This window comes from Variovorax sp. 20P10.2.4 (assembly GCF_058244205.1).
Genome location: NZ_JBZAYE010000650.1, coordinates 1 through 3,963 on the forward strand (window position 1 = coordinate 1; position 3,963 = coordinate 3,963).

Consider the following 3,963-nt stretch of genomic DNA (forward strand, 5'->3'; position numbering starts at 1 on the left):
GAGCAGGGCCGCGACCTCGATGCGCTGGCGCAGGCCACCGTCATCTTCGAGGGCAGCGCGCGCGAGGCGGCCTTGCTCTATCCGAAGAATGCCAACGTCGCGGCCACCGTCTCGCTCGCGGGGCTGGGGTTGGACCGCACGCAGGTGCGGCTGATCGCCGACCCGGCCATCGCCGAGAACGTGCACACCGTCGAAGCCGAGGGCGCCTTCGGCAGCTTCGAGCTGACCATGCGCAACAAGCCGCTCGCGGCCAATCCCAAGACCTCCGCGCTGACCGTCTACAGCGCCGTGCGCGCGCTGCGCAACCGCGTCGCGGCGCTCGCCATCTGAGCCAACCCATGATTTCTTCCGAACTTCTTCCGATCTGCATCGCCGGCGAATGGCGCCTGGGCGGCGGCGACGTCTACGAGAGCCTGTACCCGGCCACCGGCGAACCGATCGCGCGCCTGCGCGCCGCGAGCCTGGCCGACGTCGAGGAGGCCATCGCGGGCGCCGACCGTGCCTTTCGCACCAGCGGCTGGGCCCAGCGCCTGCCGCACGAGCGCGCCACCGTGCTGCACCGCGTGGCGCAGTTGATCCGCGACGAGGCCGAGTCGCTGGCGCAGAAGCAGCGCCTCGACAACGGCAAGCCGATCAACGAGACGCGCAACCTCGTGGCCAGCGCCGCGGGCACCTTCCAGTTCTTCGCGGCCGCGCTCGAGACGCTCGAGGAAAGCATCACCCCGTCGCGCGGCGCCTTCGTCACGATGAGCGTGCACGAGCCCATGGGCGTGGTCGCGGCGATCACGCCGTGGAACTCGCCGATCGCGAGCGAGGCGCAGAAGCTCGCGCCCGCGCTGGCGGCCGGCAACGCGGTGGTGGTGAAGCCCGCCGAGGTCACGCCGCTGATGGCGCTCGAGCTGGCGCGCATCTGCGAACAGGCCGGCGTGCCCAGGGGCATCGTCAGCGTGCTGCCGGGCCGGGGCTCGGTGATCGGCGATGCGATCACCCAGCATCCGCTGGTCAAGCGCGTGTCCTTCACGGGCGGCACCACCACCGGCAAGCACATCGCCCACATCGCGGCCGACAAGATGATGCCGGTGTCGCTCGAGCTCGGCGGCAAGTCGCCGACCATGGTGCTCGAGGACGCGGACCTCGATCATGCGGTCAACGGCGTGCTCTACGGCATCTTCAGCTCGTCGGGCGAATCGTGCATCGCGGGCTCGCGGCTGTTCGTGGCGCGCGGCATCTACGACGAGTTCCTCACGCGGCTGGCCGAGGGCGCGAACGCGCTGCGCGTGGGCGACCCGGCCTCGGAGCGCACGCAGATGGGCCCGCTGATCACGGCGAAGCACCGCGAGGGCATCGAGCGCTACGTCGAGCTCGGCGTGTCCGAGGGCGGCCGCATCCGCACCGGTGGCGTGCGCCCGCAGGGTGCCGGCTACGACAGCGGCTACTTCTACCGGCCGACCATCATCGAAGGCCTGGACAACCACGCGCGTACCAGCCAGGAGGAGATCTTCGGACCGGTGCTGGTCGCGATGCCCTTCGACGACGAGGCCTCGCTGATCGCGCAGGCCAACGACAGCGTCTATGCGCTGGCCGCGGGCGTGTGGAGCCGCGACTTCAAGCGCGCCTGGAAGCTCGGCCGCGCGGTGCAGGCCGGCACGGTCTGGGTCAACACCTACAAGCAGTTCTCGGTCTCCACGCCCTTCGGCGGCTGGCGCGACAGCGGCCTCGGTCGCGAGAAGGGCCGCGAAGGCATCTTCCAGTACATGGAGCAGAAGAGCATGTACTGGGGCACCAACGAACAACCGCTCGCGTGGGCGAACTGAACAGGGCCACACCATGAGCGTTCTAGGCATCGACCAGATCACCTACGGGGCGGACGACCTGCCCACCTGCCGCCGCTTCTTCGAGGACTGGGGCCTCGCGCTGAAGTCCGAGGCGCCCGGCGAACTCGTCTTCGAGTGCCTCAACGGCTGCCGGGTCGTCGTTGCGGCGTTGGACGACGCGCGCCTGCCGCCCGCGATGGAGGAGGGCCCGACCCTGCGCGAAGTGGTGTGGGGCGTGGAGAGCGAGGCCGACCTCGAGCGCTATGCCGCCGCCATCGCGAACGATCCGGCCTTCTTCGACGCCAGCATCGATGGCGCGCGCCGCATCGGCTGCATCGATCCCAATGGCCTGGCCGTGCGCCTGCAGGTCAGCCGCAAGCATGCCGTCGAGGTCGACTGCGGCGCGATGAACACCTGGAACGCCAAGCCGCGCCTCAACCAGCCCGCGCCGATCTACGAGCGCGCGACGCCGATCGAGGTCGGCCACGTGGTGTTCTTCGTCGGCGACGTGAAGGCCACGAGCGCCTTCTATGCCGAGCGCTTCGGCTTCGTCGGCTCCGACAGCTATCCGAACCGCGGCGCCTTCATGCGCTGCGCCCCCGAGGGCGGCCACCACGACCTGTTCCTGCTGCAGATCCCCTCGGGCAAGCGCGGGCTCAACCACGTGGCCTTCACGGTGCGCGACATCCACGAGGTGTTCGGCGGCGGGCTGCACTTCTCGCGCCAGGGCTGGGACACGCAGCTCGGCCCGGGCCGGCACCCGGTCTCCTCGGCCTACTTCTGGTACTTCAAGAACCCGGCCGGCGGCCTGATCGAGTACTACGCCGACGAGGACCAGCTCACGGCCGACTGGCAGCCGCGCGAGTTCGAGCCGGGGCCGACGGTGTTCGCCGAATGGGCGGTCGATGGCGGCCTCGACGGCCACACGCGGCGCCAGAAGAACGCGGAAGGGCCGAAGGGCGCCTTCCTCACCGAGAAGAAATGACGGTTCCGATCACCATGCAACGACGCTTCTGTTTCTCCCTCCTGTTCGCGGCGCTGGCTGCCATCGCTTTGCCCGCGGCTGCGCAAAGCGATGTGCACAAGCAGCTCGCGGCCGAGCGCTTCACCATCGTCTCGCCGTTCCCGCCGGGCGGGCCGGTCGACACGCTGGCGCGCATGCTGTCCGACGGCCTCGCCAAGCGCTACGGCCAGGCGGCCGTGGTCGACAACCAGGTCGGCGCGGCCGGCAACATCGGCATGGAGAAGGTCAAGCGCGCCAAGGGCGACGGCCACACGCTGCTGGTGATCCCGGCCGGCAACGTCACGATCAATCCCACGTTGATGCCGAACTTCCCGTTCGACATGCAGAAGGACTTCGTGCCGATCACCATGCTGGCCAAGGCGCCCAACGTGCTGGTGGCATCGCCGGCCTCGGGCATCAAGAGCGTGAAGGAGCTGGTGGCGCAGGCCAAGGCCAAGCCGGGCACGCTGTCGTATGCCTCGCCCGGCGTGGGCAGCGGGCTGCACCTGGCGGGCGAGCTGTTCAAGCAGCAGGCCGGCATCGACCTGCTGCACGTGCCCTACAAGGGCACGCCGCCCGCGCTCAACGACGTGCTCGGCGGCTCGGTGCCGATGATGTTCAGCAACCTGCCCGCGACCCTGCCGTTCATCGGCAACGGCAAGCTGATCGCGCTCGGCGTGACCGAGGCCGTGCGCAGCCCCGCCGCGCCCGACATCCCCACCTTGGCCGAGCAGGGCATCCAGGGCGTGGCCGTGACCTCGTGGTACGGCCTGATGGCGCCGCGCGGCACGCCGGCGGCGGTGGTCGACCAGCTCGCGAAGGACGCGGCCGAGATGCTGGCCCAGCCCGAGGTGCGCGAGCGCCTGAAGGCGCAGGGCATGACCGGCGCCGCGATGAAGCCGGCCGAGTTCGCCGCCCACATCCGCGACGAGACGGCCGTCTGGGCCCGCATCGTCAAGGCGCGAAACATCGTGGCCGAGTGAGCCGCGAACAAGAAGGAAGAGACACACACCCATGAACACCAGCGAATCCACCCTCGGCATCGTCGGCGCCGGCATCGGCGGCCTGGCCGCCGCCATCGCGCTGCGCCGCGCCGGCCACGACGTGGTCGTGTTCGAGCAGGCCAAGCAGTTCGCGCGCGTCGGC

5 protein-coding genes are annotated in these 3,963 nt (G+C 70.1%); all 5 read left to right on the plus strand.

All coding sequences use genetic code 11. From position 1 onward, the window contains the following. Nucleotides 1–330, plus strand: a 330-nt coding sequence (locus tag AC27VN_RS34965; protein WP_490879572.1) for an aspartate dehydrogenase domain-containing protein, incomplete at its 5' end; no start/stop codon positions are given. Nucleotides 331–338: 8 nt separating this feature from the next. Beyond that, on the plus strand, nt 339–1,814 hold the full coding sequence (locus AC27VN_RS34970) for an aldehyde dehydrogenase (protein ID WP_490879573.1): 1,476 nt from the start codon (nt 339–341) through the stop codon (nt 1,812–1,814). A 13-nt stretch (nt 1,815–1,827) separates the two neighbouring features. Then, on the plus strand, nt 1,828–2,799 hold the full coding sequence (locus AC27VN_RS34975; RefSeq protein ID WP_490879574.1) for a VOC family protein: 972 nt from the start codon (nt 1,828–1,830) through the stop codon (nt 2,797–2,799). 14 nt (nt 2,800–2,813) lie between these two features. Then, nucleotides 2,814–3,800: a Bug family tripartite tricarboxylate transporter substrate binding protein gene (locus AC27VN_RS34980; RefSeq protein ID WP_490879575.1), complete on the plus strand. Its 987-nt coding sequence runs from the start codon at nt 2,814–2,816 to the stop codon at nt 3,798–3,800. A gap of 31 nt (nt 3,801–3,831) precedes the next feature. Beyond that, on the plus strand, nt 3,832–3,963 hold a 132-nt coding region (locus AC27VN_RS34985), incomplete at its 3' end, for an FAD-dependent oxidoreductase (RefSeq protein ID WP_490879576.1).